The sequence below is a fragment of the Chryseobacterium sp. KBW03 genome (genome assembly GCF_003852415.1).
In the GTDB taxonomy this organism is placed as follows: domain Bacteria; phylum Bacteroidota; class Bacteroidia; order Flavobacteriales; family Weeksellaceae; genus Chryseobacterium; species Chryseobacterium viscerum.
This window is the reverse complement of record NZ_QAJO01000003.1, coordinates 521,161-537,426: the sequence shown is the minus strand read 5'-3', so window position 1 is coordinate 537,426 and position 16,266 is coordinate 521,161. Positions and strand designations below refer to the sequence as shown.

General features: G+C 37.2%; 12 protein-coding genes. 2 read left to right on the top strand and 10 right to left on the bottom strand.

All coding sequences use genetic code 11. The features are described from left to right. Nucleotides 1–179: 179 nt before the first annotated feature. The 5 genes from DBR39_RS06335 to DBR39_RS06315 form a co-directional block, all read right to left on the bottom strand. Complete coding sequence (locus DBR39_RS06335; RefSeq protein WP_124531488.1) at nt 180–1,988, bottom strand: hypothetical protein; 1,809 nt, start codon at nt 1,986–1,988, stop codon at nt 180–182. A 550-nt stretch (nt 1,989–2,538) separates the two neighbouring features. Then, a complete protein-coding gene (locus tag DBR39_RS06330) occupies nt 2,539–3,690 on the bottom strand; it encodes an efflux RND transporter periplasmic adaptor subunit (RefSeq protein ID WP_124531486.1) in 1,152 nt (383 codons plus the stop codon). Nucleotides 3,691–3,697: 7 nt separating this feature from the next. Beyond that, entirely contained in the window at nt 3,698–8,035 is a 4,338-nt protein-coding gene (locus DBR39_RS06325; RefSeq protein WP_124531484.1) for a CusA/CzcA family heavy metal efflux RND transporter, read from the bottom strand. A gap of 279 nt (nt 8,036–8,314) precedes the next feature. Next, a complete protein-coding gene (locus tag DBR39_RS06320; RefSeq protein ID WP_123921510.1) occupies nt 8,315–8,677 on the bottom strand; it encodes a hypothetical protein in 363 nt (120 codons plus the stop codon). A 65-nt stretch (nt 8,678–8,742) separates the two neighbouring features. Next, complete coding sequence (locus DBR39_RS06315) at nt 8,743–9,645, bottom strand: LysR family transcriptional regulator (protein WP_124531482.1); 903 nt, start codon at nt 9,643–9,645, stop codon at nt 8,743–8,745. An 81-nt stretch (nt 9,646–9,726) separates the two neighbouring features. On the opposite strand from DBR39_RS06315, the gene DBR39_RS06310 reads away from it, so the two are divergent. Then, complete coding sequence (locus DBR39_RS06310) at nt 9,727–10,320, top strand: LysE family transporter (RefSeq protein ID WP_124531480.1); 594 nt, start codon at nt 9,727–9,729, stop codon at nt 10,318–10,320. A gap of 21 nt (nt 10,321–10,341) precedes the next feature. Here the strand turns inward: DBR39_RS06310 and DBR39_RS06305 are convergent, their stop codons facing one another. The 5 genes from DBR39_RS06305 to DBR39_RS06285 form a co-directional block, all read right to left on the bottom strand. Beyond that, nucleotides 10,342–10,911 (bottom strand): Crp/Fnr family transcriptional regulator, encoded by a 570-nt coding sequence (locus tag DBR39_RS06305; protein WP_124531478.1) that lies wholly within the window; start codon nt 10,909–10,911, stop codon nt 10,342–10,344. Nucleotides 10,912–10,965: 54 nt separating this feature from the next. After that, nucleotides 10,966–11,715, bottom strand: coding sequence for a siderophore-interacting protein (locus DBR39_RS06300; RefSeq protein ID WP_124531476.1), 750 nt, complete (start codon nt 11,713–11,715; stop codon nt 10,966–10,968). Between the two features lies 1 nt (nt 11,716). Then, nucleotides 11,717–12,892 carry an MFS transporter gene (locus tag DBR39_RS06295; protein ID WP_124531474.1) on the bottom strand — a complete coding sequence of 392 codons (1,176 nt, stop codon included), beginning with the start codon at nt 12,890–12,892 and terminating at the stop codon, nt 11,717–11,719. A gap of 85 nt (nt 12,893–12,977) precedes the next feature. After that, a complete protein-coding gene (locus DBR39_RS06290) occupies nt 12,978–13,586 on the bottom strand; it encodes a hypothetical protein (protein ID WP_124531472.1) in 609 nt (202 codons plus the stop codon). A 581-nt stretch (nt 13,587–14,167) separates the two neighbouring features. Further along, nucleotides 14,168–14,950 carry a helix-turn-helix domain-containing protein gene (locus DBR39_RS06285; RefSeq protein ID WP_124531470.1) on the bottom strand — a complete coding sequence of 261 codons (783 nt, stop codon included), beginning with the start codon at nt 14,948–14,950 and terminating at the stop codon, nt 14,168–14,170. Nucleotides 14,951–15,021: 71 nt separating this feature from the next. On the opposite strand from DBR39_RS06285, the gene DBR39_RS06280 reads away from it, so the two are divergent. Beyond that, nucleotides 15,022–16,227 carry a CynX/NimT family MFS transporter gene (locus DBR39_RS06280; protein ID WP_228447777.1) on the top strand — a complete coding sequence of 402 codons (1,206 nt, stop codon included), beginning with the start codon at nt 15,022–15,024 and terminating at the stop codon, nt 16,225–16,227. Nucleotides 16,228–16,266 lie beyond the last annotated feature (39 nt).

Genomic DNA, 16,266 nt, shown 5'->3' with positions numbered 1-16,266 from the left:
AGAAGATTCAAAATATCCAGGATTCAATTTTATTGGAGATAAAATCTTTGCGCCTTATAACACAATGCAGGTAAGATTTCTTTGCGCCTTTTCGTTTTTCCAACAAAAACAGCTTAAAAAAAATAAAAACAGCCCCATTTGAAAGCTGTTTTTATTATCTATCAATTAAAAAAATACGGTTATTTTTCAACCTGAGGAACCTCAATAGCGATAAGCTGAAGTTTGTATTCCTGTAATTGCAGGTTGATGGTTGATAAACCGTTGCTGAAGTATGATGATGCTTTAAAAAGCTCATGATAATATTCTATGCCTTCTAAGATATTTTTCTTGAAAGCATTCCATTTTTTGGTTTGTGAATGGGTAATCTGTGCTGATGATTCAACGATTTCTTTTTTAAGATAATCAACATACATTTTCAGTTCGTTGATAAACATATTGGGGCGTTGATTATCAGCTAGAATATTGGTGTTTCCATAAATATGCTTCACCATTTCCGAAAGTGAAACTTCTTTATCAAAAAAAGCAATATTCGGTCCGGGACATATGACAACTCCCTGTTTTTCACCTTTGATCTCAAGATTTTGCTCCATATAGGCAGCATTTACAAGACCTACACACAGACAGGCTTTATCTGTAATTTCGGATTTCCTTTTATCAAATTCTTTCTCGGTGAATGTTTCTCTGTCAGCATACAATTCTTTAAGTTTGATATCCTGGTATTTCTTAGAAGCGGTGCAGGTGCCTTCCGGAGAGAACTCTTTACTCAATGCCAGAAGTTTTTTTGGACATGAGCTTCCATGTTTCCCTTTAGCCTCTTTTTCATATTTCAATCTTTCGTTGGAGGTTCCTTTTACTGTATTGAAGGGAACTCCCAGTGGTGAAATATTACTGAGATAGAAATCCTGTTCTTTTGCTTTTACAAGAAGATTCCTGGTTTCGGTGTCTACAGAAGTCGCTTCGGGCACCAGTAAAAACGGTGAGCCCCATCCTACGCTGTCTACATTGTAATTGGCCAATAAAAATTCATGTTCTTCAGAAGTTCCCACTCCACCCTGAACGGTAATTTTCATTTCTAAAGGCTCGGAAACTATAATTTTCCCTTTTTGCTCCAAAGCTTTAATCATCAATTGATGAGCTGATTGTATCAGTTCATTTTTTTTCTGCTTAAATTCTTCCATAATAGGCCCGAGAAGCATTCCTTCGGTTGCAAATGCATGTCCACCGCAATTCAGCCCGGATTCTATTCTATATTCTGAGACCCATAGCCCTTTTTTAGCAAGAAAGTTCCCTTGGATCATGGCAGAACGGAAGTCACTCACTTTAAGAATGATTTTCTTTTTAATCTTTCCGTTTTCATCCGGGAAAAAGTCTTCAAATTCTTCCATGTAGCTATACAGACGAGGATTCATTCCTGCAGAAAGAACCATAGAAGATGATAGTTTGCTTTTTGCAAATCCGCGCAGTGAAGCATGGGCATCATTATACATGACAGGAAGCTGTTCGTTTTTTTGATAATTGTCTTTATCTACTTTCGTCATGATATTGACGTCGATACTTCCCGGCTTTAGGTTGGTTTCAATGAAGTTTTTTATAGAAGAACTCCAGTTATCCGTTTGATTAACCATGTTTTGAAGCCCGGATTTCAGGTCTGAAGAATTCGGAAGCATCGCCATAAAGTCCTTTAGAGCCTCCTTATTTTTACTGATTTCCTGTTTGAAAGATTCAAATTTTTCGTTCACGATATCATCCACCATATCCAGATAGGCAGTAATTCTTCTTGCTCTGTAATCTTCCGTTTTCGTTGAAATTCCCCAATAGTCAAGATTGAACTTTTTGTTGTAAAAGTTTTTCATCTTTTCAAGGATTTCATCATCAATGATAGAGATCACAGAAGAGATTCCATATTGGGCAACACGGATCGGGCTGTCTATTGTATAAGCCAGTCCCATTACCGGAATATGGAAGTTGTGCAAAGTTTTTTTTGTCATAAAGTTTTGATAAAAGTTCTTTTTATTATTCATCTAAAAATCCTTTACAACTATTCACTTCTTAAATATATTATTTAAAAATGAATTATGCATTAAATAGTATTTCTCAATGTGTAAAACATGTCAAATGTCATGTTTTTAAGTTTTTTAATGCAACGTAATAGTGATTCAAATGCTCATTTTGAAAGAGCAAACAAGTGGGGTTTGTCACTGAAGAAGCTTTATAGTAAAACATTGAAGCTGTCTCAACTTCTATCTTGATTGTTTTTAACCACAAAAGGTACAAAAGTTTAAACACTTAAGCTTTTTAGAGCCAAGCTTTATGCATAGTAAGTACACCTAAGTTTTGTGAAAATCAAAGATTTTCATCTTATGTGAACTTTTCTTCAGAATAATTCTAACTAAATCTATTTGAGTGGATTAACATGTATTTAAAATGAAAGCTTTTATGACTTTTGTGGTTTTATAAAGTTTAAACGACTTTATTGTGTACAACAAAAAAGATCAATCTTTCGACTGATCTTTTGATTGTATAATATGTATTTAAAAATTATTCTGCTTTGTTTTTAAGCATCATCAGAAGGCTGTAAGCGCCTTTCTGTACAATTTTCTTATCTTTAAAAAAATCAGCTTTTAATACCTCTGTAAACTGGTCATCTGAAATTCCAATCACCACAGGAATCATTTTATAGTTGGATTTTCCCAGGTCTTCAAAAACATAATTTTTGTTTTCAAAAGAAACTACTGCTTCGTTGGGAAGTCCCTGCGTATAATGGCTGCTGATATTGACTTCAGCGTTGATGTACATTCCTTTTACAAATTCAGAATTGGGAGAAGATAGTTTGGCTACTGCTGTTGCAGAACCTCCGTTTTCAATGCTTGGAACGACACTGACGATTTTAGCATTTGATTTTACATCCGGTTTCTGATTGTTGTACACTAAGATGTCCTGTCCCACTTTCACATCATTCACATCATTTTCAAAGATTTTTAATTCCAAAAGCAGTCCGGCTGGATTGATCAGCTCAAATAAAGTATCTGCCGGATTGATATATTGTCCATTATTCACAAGAATTTTACTTACAAAACCGGTAAACGGAGCATAAATATTGATCTTACTTCTGATATTTCCGGTATGTAAACCTTTGGCATTAATTCCAATGATTCTTAGTTTTTCTTCAAGACCTTTTAAAGTAGCATTCAGGGTAGCATAGTCTGCCTGAGCGGTCTGCATCGTTTTATCACTGCTGGCTTTGCTTGTATTAAGATCTTTCTGGCGGTTGAAATTCAGTCTTGCTGCTTCAAGCTGCGCTTTGGTTACCAGATAATCCTGTTGAAGCTGTATAAACTGAGGATCTTCTACCACAGCAAGAACCTGCCCTTTGCTGAAGTGACTTCCATTCATCACATGGATAGATTTGATGTGCCCGCCCATAATACTGGAAACCAAACTAATGTGGGAAGGGGCAATTTCGGCTTTCCCGTTCAGGCGTACCAGTTTTTCCATATTCCTGTTTTGGATGGTGGTTGTGGTAATTCCTACAGACTGAATCTGTTTTTCCGTAAGATGAACCGAATTTTGGTTCTTTTTAGTGAATTTTGTGTTTTCGTAAACCGTTTTTTCTTCTTCTTTTTTTCCTGAACATGAAGATAAAACAAGAAGTAGAGAAAGACTGTATAGTGATATGTTTCTGAAGTGCATGACGTTGTTATTTTGAAATTAAGAATTGAAGTTCGGCTCCTATTTGATTCAGTTTTTCCAACTGATCAATATAATCTGCTTTGGTTTTTACAGCCTGATTGACTAATATTACCCAATTCAGGTAATCAATCTCTCCTACTTCCATCTGTTTCTGGGCTGTTTTTAAGATAATATCAGATTTTGGAAGCTGTTTTTGCTCATAATTTTCAATGATTCGTTGTTGGTTTTTATAATTGCTCAGCTGTTGGTTCAACCTGTTTTTAAGTTCAATTTCTTTTCTCTGATATTGATTTTCGCTGATCGCAATTTTTGCCTGTGCAGCCTTTGCCAAAGCTCTTTGTCCTTTCGTAAACAATGGAATTCCTACCCCCACCTGAACCGAATTGAAACGGTTATTGTTGATGTTTTTCATACTCTGATTAGTGTATCCTACAAGAAGATCAGGAAGCAGTCTGCTTTTTTCGAGCTGTACTTCGGCCTGTCCTATTTTGATCTGTTGCTGCAGGTATTGAAGCTCAGGATGCTGTTTTACCATTTCCTCAGAAATCTGAAGCCCAATATTCATCGTTGGTTGATCGGCAATTGGCTGGTAAGGAATCTCGGACTGAAGTAATAACTGAAGCTGAAGTTTTGTGATGTTCAGATCATTTTCAAGGGTGTTCAACTGTACTTTTATCTGTTCTTTTTGAATTTCAGCCGTTGATTCTTCCAGAATATTCGCTTCTCCCTTTTTTAATCTTAAGCCTGCTTTCTCAGCAAAATTATTGTACAGCTGGCTGATATATTCCAATACTTTTTTCTTCTCCTGAAGCACCAGTATTCTGTAGAAAACGTCTGTCACTTCTTTGGTAAGCTGTGTTTTTGTCAGATTTTGATTGATGACACTGGCAGACCATTCAGCATTCAGCATTTGTTTTCTTTTTGAATATACCGTAGGAAAGTTGAACCTTTGAGAGATCCCGAATGAATTGTCGGTTTCCTCTCCCTGGATCTGTCCAAACCCTCCGGTCACTTCCAGCTGTGGAATATCCAGATAACTGGCTTTCAGTTTTTCCTGGTAATCGGATACCAATTTTGAGTTTTTAAGGATACCATTCTGTTGAAATGCCTTTTCCAAAGCCTGATCATAGGTAATGTTTTCCTGAGCCTGAAAGCTTCCGAAAGAGATCAAAAGTAAGAAAACAGACAGTTTTTTATAGTTAAGTTTTTTTGAGAATTTCATTTTATCTTTATTAATATGTTCAAACAGGACGTATAGAATAGGAAGTACAAACAGGGTTAAAAGTGTAGCGAGCATCAGACCACCGATCACTACCGTTGCCAAAGGTCTTTGTACTTCAGCTCCCGCACCGTTGCTGATCGCCATGGGAAGGAATCCTAAAGAAGCCACAAAAGCCGTCATTAAAACCGGGCGAAGCCTTATTTTTGTACCTATGAGTACAATTCTGCTGGTGTTAGTTAATCCATTATTTTTCAATCTGTTAAACTCTGATATCAAAACAATTCCATTAAGTACAGCAACTCCAAATAAAGCGATGAATCCTACTCCGGCACTGATACTGAAAGGCATTCCTCTCAAAGCCAGAAAATAGACACCTCCTATCGCGGACAATGGAATGGCGGTGTAGATGAGTAAGCTGTGTTTTACAGAACCGAAAGCAAAAAACAATAACAGGAATATCATGACTAATGAAATAGGAACAGCTAGTCCCAGTCTTGCTTTGGCTTCATTTAAGTTTTCAAAAGCACCTCCATAAGAAACTGTATATCCTGGAGACAGTTTCAGGCTTTTACCTGCTTTTTGCTGAAGCTCTTCCACAATACTCTGCACATCCCTTCCCCTTGCATTAAAACCTACAATAATCCTTCTTTTGGTATCTTCTCTTTGAATCTGGTTCGGACTGTTTTTCAGTTCCACTTTCGCCAGCTGTGATAATGGGATCTGTTCTCCTGAAGCTGTAGGGACCAAGAGATTCCGGATGCTTGTAATGTCTTTTTTATGCTCATTATCCATCCGGACAACGATATCAAATTTTTTCTCACCCTCGTATAAAGCACCCGCAGTCTGTCCTGCAAAAGCCATATTGATCACTCTGTTGATATCTGCTACGGAAATATTGTAACGGGACAATTCTGAACGGTTATAATCAATCACCACCTGTGGCGCTCCCACGACAGGCTCAATATAAAGATCCTGAGCGCCTTTCACGGTATTGATTACACTTCCCATTTTTTTGGCATATGCAGCAAGACTGTCCAGATCTTCACCATAAATTTTGCATACCACATCCTGTCTTGCTCCGGTCATCAGCTCATTGAAACGCATCTGTACAGGAAACTGAAAACTGGTTGTTAATCCTGGAATAACGCTTAATGCTTTACTCATTTTGTCAGAAAGCTCCGGAAATGATTTTGCAGAGATCCATTCTTTTTTAGGTTTCAAAACAATGATCATATCTCCGGCATCCATCGGCATTGGCTCCGTAGGAATTTCGGCACTTCCAATCTTCATCACCACCTTCTCTACTTCTGGAAACTGTGTTAAAAGGATATTGGCTGCCTGAGTGGTTGCTTTCTTGGTTTCACTGATATTACTTCCCTGAAGGATTCTCATTTCAACGGCAAAGTCACCTTCCTCCAAAGAAGGAATAAATTCTCCTCCCATTCTGGAAAGGGTAAAAACAGCACCGGCAAACAGAATTAATACACTTACAATAATTGTTTTTCTGTATTTAAGGGCTTTCATCAGGAGCTTTTGGTGCCCTGCCTCCACTTTGCCCATTACCTTGTCCGAGATATTTTCTTTTTCTTTTTTCTTTCTGCTCAATACCAGGGAACTCATCATAGGAATGTAAGTCAGAGAAAGAATAAATGCTCCGATCAGGGCAAAAGCAACCGTCTGAGCCATTGGCTTGAACATTTTACCTTCAATTCCCTGAAGCGTAAAAATCGGAAGGTATACAATCAAGATAATGATCTGCCCAAAGACTGCACTGTTAACCATTTTGGTTGCAGAACCAGACACCTGATCATCCATTTCCTTTTTGCTCAGCATATTGTCTTTCCCGAAATGCTTTTTGTGGGCAAGCTGATGCAATACGGCTTCAACGATGATAACCGCCCCATCTACAATAAGACCAAAATCAAGAGCTCCAAGACTCATCAGATTTCCTCCTACCCCGAAGATATTCATCATAATAATGGCAAAAAGCATTGCTAATGGAATCACAGAAGCAACCAGCAGCCCCGCTCTTAAGTTTCCTAAAAATAAAACCAGAATAAAAACAACAATCAAAGCTCCTTCCATCAGGTTTGTTTTTACTGTACTGATCGTATTGTTGACCATTTTAGCGCGGTCAAGGAAAGGTTCAATGACAACGCCCTCTGGTAAGGATTCCTGAATTTTTTCCAGCTTCTGTTTGATATTTCCAATCACCACATTGGCATTCTCGCCTTTCAGCATCAGTACAATAGCCCCGGAGACTTCTCCCGTATCATTATAAGTCATCGCTCCGTATCGTGTTGCAAAGCCAACCTTCACAGACGCAACGTCTTTAATATGTACAGGAATGCCTTCTTTGGTTTCTGCTACCTGAATGCTTCCGATATCTTCCTTACTTCCCAGCAGTCCTTCACTTCGGATAAACAGAACGGTTTCTTTCTTTTCAATATAAGCCCCGCCGGTATTTTGGTTATTTTTCTCCAGAGCCGCAAAAACATCGTTGATATTGATATTAAATGCCTGGAGTTTGTTAGGATTAATGGCTATTTCATATTGCTTCAATTTTCCTCCAAAACTGCTGACATCAGCCACTCCTTTAGTCCCGAGAAGCTGTCTTCTAACCACCCAATCCTGAATGGTTCTGAGCTCAGTTTCATCATATACATTTTCGTATCCTTTTTTGGCCCTCACCACATATTGGAAAATCTCTCCCAGGCCGGTTGAAATAGGTCCCAATTCCGGTTTGCCAATTCCGGACGGAATATTATCCTGAACAAGCTGTAAACGTTCCTGAACCTGCTGTCGGGCCCAATACACATCGGTGTTGTCATCAAAAACGACGGTTACTAACGAAAGCCCGAAACGTGAGAAACTCCGAAGCTCCGTAATTCCGCTGATATTGCTGGTAGCCTGCTCAATAGGAAATGTAACAAGGCGTTCTATATCTGCCGCACCATAGGAAGGAGCGGTTGTAATAATCTGAACCTGATTATTCGTGATATCCGGCTGCGCATCAATAGGAAGCTGGGTGGTTTCGTAGACTCCCAAAAGGATAAGCCCCGCTGTAAACAGAGCGATGATGAGTTTATTCTTTACAGAAAACTCAATAATTTTATTTAACATGGAAAAAACTATTAATTGATAACCCGGAATGCTTTATAAAAGTTGGATGGCTTAAAGAAGTATCGTAAAACCACTTTGTCAAATCCCCTCATTCTCAGTCTTTACATTCGGATATTCGGAGAAGTGGAATTTATATAAAGGTTAAGTTTTCAAGACAAAATTTGTAACTTCTTTAGAGTTTACGCACAGTTATAACGCATTACGAATTAATGGATATGTAACAAGAATTGACTACTTTAAGTAAAAAACGTAAAGTATTAATTTTCAAATTAAAATCAATTAAGAAAGCCGTGGAGGCTGGAAAATTTGGGAAAGATAATGGTTGGAAAAGTCTTTTTCCTTATAAATACTGTTTTTCTTTGAGACAGTAATTTCTTTAGGTTTTTTTATTTCAAATGTAAGCTCCGGAAGTTGGGCATGTACTGTCAATACAATCGGAGGATTGATAAAGGGTAGTTTTTGATCCGTATCCCAATCAGAGTCTTGCTTATGGTTATCATAGTGCTCCATTACAAATTCTGAAAGACTTCCGTGATATTCCATATAATGTTCTACAAACATAGGCACCTTCAGTACTTCCCCCGCATTGGTGGTAGCCAGCACATACATCATCGAACATAATATGGAGAACCATTTTAACATTAATGCAAATATAAGGTTTAAATCTTTTCTGAAAAGGATCCAGTATTAATTTTCTTTTAATTTTTCTAGCTTACATCAGGCTTACAAGCTATTCGCTGATTAAGAATTTTTAAAAATAATTCCATAGCAGGACTGATCCATTTATTGGAATGGTGAGCCGTAATCATCGTAATGGTACGCTGAAATGCTTTAATCTTAATTTCTGTAATTTCTCCTCTTTTCAGTTCTTCTTCCACCACAAAATGCGGAAGACAGGCGATCCCAAGATTATTCATTATACTTTTTTTGATGGCTTCTATGCTCCAGAGTTCAATACTTTGTCCGGTTCGGATGTTCTTTTTCTCAAGATAGCCTTCGAAGTATTGCTGATAGACCCCATTGGGGTCATTATTGATAATAGAACATGCTTTTACCTGATCTTTTCTGTCAAAATTCTTTTCCTTTTCTAAAAATGCCGGCGATGCCATGACTCCCACTGTGAAAGAAGAAAGCTCTGTTACCTTGATTTGGTCATCATATCCATGTACCTGATAGTGAATCCCCAGATCAATATCATTCCGGATAATCTCTTTCTGGACTTCGTAGCAGTTTCTCACTTTTAATTTAAGTTTTACATCAGGAGCCGTTTCCACAAATTCCTTAAGCACAGGCTGAAGAATATAAGTTAACAAACTGTCAGAAACTGAAATGGTAAGATTTCCTTCTATTTTTCTGTCTTTTGAATTCAATTGCTTGATCTGCTCTATTTCTCCTTCTATTTTTTTGATGTGAGGAATCAGCTTCAGGGATTGTTCTGTAGGGAGCATTCTTCTTCCTATTTTTTCGAATAAAGGAAATTTTACTTCATTTTCAAGCTGTTGAATCTGATAACTGATAGCTGATAAAGAATAATTAAGTTCTTTGGCTGCATCCTGAAAATTTCCTTTTTCCACTATCGTTTTGAAGCTTCTGAGCTGATGAATATCCATACTTTAAATTTTTCGAAGTAAAAGTATAAATAATTCCGATTGTCTGAAGTATATACACTCCTTAATTTTGTCAAAAAAAATATGTGGTTTTCATTTTTTATTTACAGTGTTTTGACAGCTCTTCTTCCTGGTCCTAATAATATTCTGGCGCTTAATAGCAGTATGAAGTCAGGATATAAAAATAGTAAAACATTGCTTTTTGGAATTTATTCAGGATTTACAGCAGTAATGATTCTGGCTGCCTTTTTCACGGAATTTATATTGAATTCCTACAGCGTTTTTCTCGATTACCTGAAATATCTGGGAGCTGTTTATCTGCTCTATCTGGCATGGTCTGTGATGTCCGGAAAACCTTCAGAATTACATGTTGAAAAAGAGGAATCTGTTTCTAAAGCAACGGCAGATTTCTGGAAAGGATTTTTCTTACAGTTCGTGAATATTAAAATTATTATTTATGGAATAACTGCATTCAGTAGTTTTATTTTCCCACAATTCCAGGAGCTTTGGATCATTCTTATTTTTGCTCTTTTTCTTTCCCTTATTGGGAATTCTGCAACATGGATTTGGGCAATTACCGGAGAAAGACTTCATTTGTTTCTCAATAAACATTACAAAATAATCAATATGGTAATGGGTATCTTATTGTTATACTGTGCTGTAAGCTTGTTCCTGTAATTTTGTAGTATGATCTATTATTCAAAGCCTGGATTTCAGCCTGCTTAGTGTTTCCTGAGAAATATTGAGATAGGAAGCCACCATCTTATTAGAAAGTCTTCTTACCACGACAGGATTTTCATCCAGCAGCTGACGGTATTTTTCAAGGGCATCCTGAACAAGGAAAGACATCAGTCTTTTCGTATTGTTAACATAAGCGGTTTCCAGATAGATCCTGTAAAACTTTTCCCATTGCGGAATAATATCCAGAAGATAGTAGAAATTTGTATGGGTAATATAATATACTTCTGAATCCTCCACAGCCTGAATAAATTCCTCGGAGGGTTCAGAAGTAATAAAACTGGTGAGTGCTGTTGCAAACTGGTTTTCAAATGCAAAATATCGTGTGGAGTCCTGCCCTTCTTCATTGATAAAAAATATGCGGAGACAGCCATTCACTACAAAAAATGTCCGTTGGCTTTTTTGTCCGTTGGCAAGAAGCATTTCATTCTTTTTTAATGGAATAGCTCTGAAATAGGAAAGAATAGTTTCCAATTCCTCATCCGTTACTGATATTCTATTCTTGATATATGAAGCTAAAAGTTCCTGCATGTAAGCAAAAATAGTGATAATTGCCTTTGCTTACTGCTTTTATTCTATAACAATCTATCTATTTTCTGCTTGTCCGGCTTTCCAGTATGAGCCAATATACAAACCATGAGGATCCCACTCTAAGGTTGTTTTGAAGTAAGTTCGAAGCTCATGTACTGTTCTATATTCTGCAGCGATATAAACATATTCTTTTAATATTCCGGGAGGAAATTGAACAGATTTGACCGCCTCCGCAAGCTGGCTTCCCATTTCAGGATGAGGATTATGAAGCCATTCAACTGAAATATCTGCCGCAGAGCAAAGAATAAGTTCATCTTCCTTGCCTGCTACCTCCAATACTATCTTTGCCGCTACATAAGGCGGGAACTGTTCTGCAATAGCACAAATAACGGGTAACGCTGTTGCATCGCCTGCCAACAGATAAAAATCAGCATCAGGAACTAAGGGTTTTGTACTTTCTTTCATTCCTATTTCCAATACATCACCAATATTGGCTCTTAGTGCCCAGGCGGAAGCAGGACCATTATCACCATGGGCTACAAAATCTATAGTCAGTTCTCGTTTTTCAAGATCAATTTTCCTGTTGGTATAGGTTCTTATTAACGGATCACTTCCCTCTTCAACCGGGATAAAGATTTTATTATTAGACCCAGATTTCACATTAGCTAAAAGCTCAGATTGGGTTTCATCAATATGAAATATGACCCGGATAAGATGGGGTGTAAGCTCTTTTTTATTTTTAACAGTAAATACTGAACGTATTTTTTTAGTTTCCTTTACAGAAGTTATTATAGAATTTTCCATTTTATTTCTTATTACATAGTAAAACAATCATTGAGATAACGCAGCCTATTCCTCCGAACAGATACACCGATTGATAATCAAACCAGCCGGCAATCAATCCTGCTAACGGGCCGGCCACACATAATGAAAGATCAACAAAAGCGACATAAGCGCCCAATGCAGTTCCTCTCATCTGTGGTTTTACTTTTTGAATTGCGAGAACACCTAAAGCAGGAAAAATCAATGAAAACCCAACACCTGTTAACCCGCATCCGATGATAGCCAGTGTTTTGGAAGCAGCGGTCCAGATTAATACCTGTCCTGCAGCTTCAATGAGTAAAGAGATCAATGCAATCTTAAAACCTCCGTATTTATCAGGAAAAGAAGCGAAGAAAATTCGGGTCAGGACATAGCATGCTCCAAAGATGATAAAGGCAAGTGAAGCATCACCCCAATTTTTTTCAGAAAAAAACAAAGCAATAAAAGAGGCAATACATCCAAATGCCATTGATGAAAAGGCAAGACTCAGCCCTTGTCCGGATACTGCTCCGATTATTTTATAAAAAGGAGTTCTTACGTGATCTTTATCTACAGGAATAGAAGGAAGTTTTGCCGTAGAAATCCAGCTTACAAGCGGAAGTAAGGCAATAAGGATAAAGGCAGGCAGAATATGGTATTCTTTACTTATCCAGATGCTGATGGGCGCCCCGATGGCAATCCCGGCATACATCGCAATCCCGTTCCAGGTCATTACTTTCCCGGAATTGGAATGTCCTACGAGACCTATCCCCCATGTTAAAGCTCCGGTAACCAGAAAGCTTTCCCCAACACCATGAATAATTCTTGCCACGAACAGCAATGCCAGCGCCAGCAATGGATGAGTCTGAAACAATACGGCCAATACATATATAATTCCGGCAATAACGGCCAGTACCACGCCGGACATCTTGCTTTTCTTAGCTCCTTTTGTATCTGTAATTTTCCCGGAATAAGCCCGGGTCAAAAGTGTTGACAGTGATTGCAGACCAATGACTAGCCCTACAATAATACTGTCAAATCCTAAGTTATTTTGAACAAACCTGGGAAGTACTCCCAAGGCAATTCCTATGGTAAGATAAACTCCGAATACCGAAATGATAATCGGAGTGATCGCCTGATAAAAATGAATGGTCTGTCCTTTTGTTAATGTTGTACTCATAAATTTTGTTTAAAATATTCGGGTGCAAATGTCCCTGTACAACACATATAAAACTTTGATCTAGATCAAAAAAGGAAGATCATGTCTAGTCAATATCCAAAAGACCGTCAGTAAGCTGTTTCCATTGAATTTTTGAAATACCTGTCATTCCCCCGACTGCAATGGCAAGATTTCTCATCGTATCAAGGAATTGAGCATTGAAATTTGGGGTTTCATTTCGCCCATAGATCGCCGCTTTCAAATGAGCAGGATTTCGGGAGATCATAAAGGTAGAACTTGCTCCAGAGCTGTAAAAATGAGCAATATGGCTGCTTTTTTTATTTTCCGGATTGATGGATGGGCTGCATATCATGGATATGCTTTCAGAAAAACTATCCTCATAGAAACACATATCTGTAATTTCTACCCAATCATAGCCTTTGGCTTCGGATTCTCCAGGTCCCGGAATATTAATCCTGATAAAATCTCCTTTTTGAGGTTCACGATCTACCGGATCGCCATTTAAATCATATAGCTTAAATGCTGCAAATGCCTCTCCGCAATAACTTTTCCATTTATTGATTGAGAAAAATCTTTCTTTCAACATCTCAAACTTCAATGGAATCATATCCTGCTTAAATAGTTTTCTGCTTTCAGTGTCATGAAAGCCTCCAAATTTTTGTGTAGGAACTCCCTTGAATGTCTTTGGACTCATTTAATATAGTTTTTGAACAAATTAATACAAAAACCGTACTGAACTTTATGAGTAGGCTCACAAAAAAGTTAAACACATGTTTATATTAAGGTTTAAAAAGAGTTTGTATTCACTATAATTCACCATTTGGAGTTCCTTATTTTATTGAAAAAAACAGCATACAATTCATCAGAGCGCGAATTATCTTCAACAGGATATGTTTTTGTGTGGCTAATTTCAGAATCCTAAAGAAATGTAAAATCATTTAGAGAATAATTGTTTTTACTTAAAATAAATAATATTTAAAAAAAATGACCTTATAGTGTTTTGCATAACACAATTTTTGCTTATATTTGTGAATCGAAATAATTTTTTTTCATCATTTGTGTTTTTTTAAGGTCTCCACTCGTGGAGACCTTTTTGTTTTCAATCATCTCATAATTGAATATTAGCTATTGAAGTGGAAAATTTTACAAAATGGGAAATATTCTTTTTTTCAATTCAATCAATTGCTTTTATACAAAGGAATCCTTACTATTTTAATAGGTTGATAATTCCCTTTTTTAGTATTTTTCAACTTGCTCTGTAAGCGCTTTAAACGGCTATTGAATCGTTTTAATAAAATCTGTAGGTCTGAACTGCATGACCGACAAAAAACTTCTGGTATAAGCCTGCACACTCTTGTATCCTACCTCATAGGCAGTTTCAGAAATGGTTAAACTTCCTGCACTCAAAAACTCCAGACTTTTGATGATACGGAGCATCTGCTGGTATTTGCTTAAAGTAAGACCCGTTTCTTTTTTGAAGATTCGCTCCAGTGTACGGAAAGATAAAAGGACAGCGTCACTGAGATCTTCCATTTTAATTTCTTTATGGTAATGATTGTGAAGATGCTCAATCACTTTGGTAAGGCGTTTATCTTTCGGAAGACTGACATGAATTGTCAGTGAATGCTCTACAAACTGTGGAAGTTCATTGAACAGGGCTTTCAAAAATATATTTTCATCGTGGTCTGCGGTCATCAATTTGGACCATTTTTCTGCATATTTTATCATTTCTTTTAAAACCGGAGGCACAGAAAATACATTGATCTCATGATAAAAAGGATTTTCTGTACTGATATCAGCAAACATAATCATCAGTTTTATCTTTTCAGAATGGGAATTGGTTTTATGAACAGCATTGGGAGGAATCCACACTGCATGATTTTGTGGCAGAAGATAAATTTTATCCTCTATGGTAATGTACTGGAATCCGCTTTCAACATAGACCAGCTGACCTTTCTGATGGTGATGGAGAACATTGTCATGAACCCAGTTTTCTTCAAACCACACAAAATAAGGCTTGTTTAAGTCGTCTATTTTTATGCTGTCATTAGCATTCATGTCGTTTTGGGTTAAAACTTTGGCAAAATTAAACAAAATTACTACACTAATTTTGCACAAAAGTTTTTATTATGATGAAGAATGAAGTAAAAAAGAATGCTTCGTATGTTTTATTAATTATAAATGTTCTGATAGTTATATTAATTTCCAGCAATCTTCGTTCACCGATCGTAGCGGTTGCTCCTGTACTTGGAGACATACGAGATGCATTGAAACTGGACAATTTCCAGGTGAGCCTGCTTACCTCTATTCCACTGTTTATGTTTGCGACCTGTTCCGTGCTGGTGAGTAAATTTTCAAATAAGTTTGGAATCAGTAAACTTTTGATGTACTCCTTGATTATTTTAAGTTTCGGATTGTTTCTGCGAATTAGCGGATCTCTTTGGCTGTTATTTTTAGGCTCTATATTCATTGGCTTGGGAATATGCATCGGAAATGTAGTCACTCCGGGATATGTTAAAAATAATTTCCCGAAACAGATTGGCCTTATGACAGGGATTTTTGCTGTATCAATGAATCTTACTGCAGCCTTGGCTTCCGGTTTCAGTGTAAAAATCGGGGAATGGACAGGGTTTGGATGGAAAGGTTCTTTGGGAATCTGGCTGGTGATTGCAGCATTAGGTTTCCTTGTTTTAATGGTGGAATTTATATTCAACAAAAGAAATCCGAATCAGCCTAAAACAGCACTGAGCACGTCTGATTTTAATATGTTTAAATCTGCCCAGGCATGGAATATCAGTATTTTTATGGGACTGCAGTCTTTATTTTATTATTGTCTGGTAGCGTGGCTTCCTTCGTTTCTTTCAGATTTTCATATGCAGGGTGAAAGCTCCGGCTGGGTGTTTTTTGTGATTCAGATTACGATGATTCCTGTGACCTTCTGCTGCCCTATTATTGCCAGCAAAATGAAAGATCAGAGGCTGATGATCCTTTTTATATGTACTCTGATGTTCGGAAGTACCATGATGTTTGTATTCCTGAAATCCCAATGGATCTATCTGAATGCTGTTATTATAGGAATTTCCAACGGTTTGTCTTTCAGCCTGTCTATCTTATTCTTTTCTACAAGAACGAAAAGCAGCATCAATGCAGTCAAAATTTCCGGAATGGCGCAGTCTGTAGGATATCTGATTGCCGCATTCGGACCTCCGTTATTTGGAAAACTTCATGATTGGGATATCTCATGGAACAGCTCCTTCTATCTATTAAGCTGTGCCGTGCTTCTGATGCTTTATTTTGGATTGAAAGCCGCAAGAAATAAGTGTGTAGAAGATTAAAATTACCGTTTGATATATGATAAAGGATAGAAATGAATT

Excerpts from the sequence above, each read along its gene's own strand:
- DBR39_RS06335 (WP_124531488.1), bottom strand. The coding sequence starts at position 1,988 with ATGACAAAAAAAACTTTGCACAACTTCCATATTCCGGTAATGGGACTG.
- DBR39_RS06330 (WP_124531486.1), bottom strand. The coding sequence starts at position 3,690 with ATGCACTTCAGAAACATATCACTATACAGTCTTTCTCTACTTCTTGTT.
- DBR39_RS06325 (WP_124531484.1), bottom strand. The coding sequence starts at position 8,035 with ATGTTAAATAAAATTATTGAGTTTTCTGTAAAGAATAAACTCATCATC.
- DBR39_RS06320 (WP_123921510.1), bottom strand. The coding sequence starts at position 8,677 with ATGTTAAAATGGTTCTCCATATTATGTTCGATGATGTATGTGCTGGCT.
- DBR39_RS06315 (WP_124531482.1), bottom strand. The coding sequence starts at position 9,645 with ATGGATATTCATCAGCTCAGAAGCTTCAAAACGATAGTGGAAAAAGGA.
- DBR39_RS06310 (WP_124531480.1), top strand. The coding sequence starts at position 9,727 with ATGTGGTTTTCATTTTTTATTTACAGTGTTTTGACAGCTCTTCTTCCT.
- DBR39_RS06305 (WP_124531478.1), bottom strand. The coding sequence starts at position 10,911 with ATGCAGGAACTTTTAGCTTCATATATCAAGAATAGAATATCAGTAACG.
- DBR39_RS06300 (WP_124531476.1), bottom strand. The coding sequence starts at position 11,715 with ATGGAAAATTCTATAATAACTTCTGTAAAGGAAACTAAAAAAATACGT.
- DBR39_RS06295 (WP_124531474.1), bottom strand. The coding sequence starts at position 12,892 with ATGAGTACAACATTAACAAAAGGACAGACCATTCATTTTTATCAGGCG.
- DBR39_RS06290 (WP_124531472.1), bottom strand. The coding sequence starts at position 13,586 with ATGAGTCCAAAGACATTCAAGGGAGTTCCTACACAAAAATTTGGAGGC.
- DBR39_RS06285 (WP_124531470.1), bottom strand. The coding sequence starts at position 14,950 with ATGAATGCTAATGACAGCATAAAAATAGACGACTTAAACAAGCCTTAT.
- DBR39_RS06280 (WP_228447777.1), top strand. The coding sequence starts at position 15,022 with ATGATGAAGAATGAAGTAAAAAAGAATGCTTCGTATGTTTTATTAATT.